Annotated in this window: 1 protein-coding gene; it reads right to left on the reverse strand. The window is 66.7% G+C overall.

Annotation, left to right across the window (positions count from 1 at the left end):
• A partial coding sequence (locus C7I84_RS29295; protein ID WP_165816263.1) for an IS630 family transposase occupies positions 1-896 on the reverse strand: 896 nt, incomplete at its 3' end.
• Positions 897-1,021 lie beyond the last annotated feature (125 nt).

Below are 1,021 nucleotides of genomic sequence, written 5' to 3' on the forward strand. Positions count from 1 at the left end.
GCCTCGGCGAAGGCGCGGAAGCTGTCATGATAGCGGTTGTGGGTGACGTGCTCGTGCATGAGTTTCCACAGCCGCTCGATGGCGTTGAGGTTGGGCGCGTAGGCGGGCAGGAAATGCAGCCGGATGCGGCATCCGGGCCTCGCCAGCCAGTCGCGCACGGCCTGGCCGCGATGCACCGGCGCCCGGTCGAGGATGACGTGAATGATGCGCTTGTCGGGGTTGTGCCGCTCCAGCCGGGCGAGCAGGTCGATGGTGGTCTGCGTAGTCATCTTGAGCGTTTCGACCAGTCTGAGGTCGAAATTCTCCAGGTTGAGGGCAGCCATCAGGTTCAGCCGCTGGCGTCCCTTGCCCTTCCTCACCGCCGGCCGTTCGCCGTGCCGGACCCAGCCATGGGCCGGCCGGCTCTGGTATTCGGGATGGACGGCGTCGCTGAAGTAGACGACCTCGTCCTGCAGGAGCCCGTTCATGAGCGTCTCGTAGTGCGCCACGAAAGCCTCCTGCGCGGCCGCGTCGGCCTTGGCCGGCAGGCCCTTGGGCTTGCGGTAGACAAAGCCCAGCCGGTGCAGGAGCTTGATGACGCCCGCTTTCGAATAGGCGATGCCGAAGCGCGTCCCGATCAGCGCGATCACCGCCACCGTGCTCGCAAAGAAGCGCGCCGACAGTTCCCCGGTCAGCTCGACCTCCTGGAGGCGCGTCAGCTTGCCCGCGCCACCTTTCCAGCCGAAGGCCCGCAACGCCGCAACCCCATCGGCGGCGAAGCGCTGATGCCAGCCGCGCACCGTGTCGTCGTCGAGGTAAAGCACCCGGGCGACGGCCTCGCAGCTCATCCCGTCGTCGAGCAAGAGGATCGCGTTCGCCCTGCGCGCAACGCCATGCTTCTCGCTCGGACGCCGCACCAGCGCCTCGAGGTGTGCTCGTCCATCCTTCGACAGAAAGCCGCCGCGAATCATGATCCCAGCAGAATCGCACGCGGCCCCAACGTCAACGCCGTTCTTCGGGTCTCCAGGGAGTCGGGGTAAAA

This window comes from Kumtagia ephedrae, assembly GCF_003012745.1.
Taxonomy (GTDB): Bacteria; Pseudomonadota; Alphaproteobacteria; order Rhizobiales; family Rhizobiaceae; genus Kumtagia; species Kumtagia ephedrae.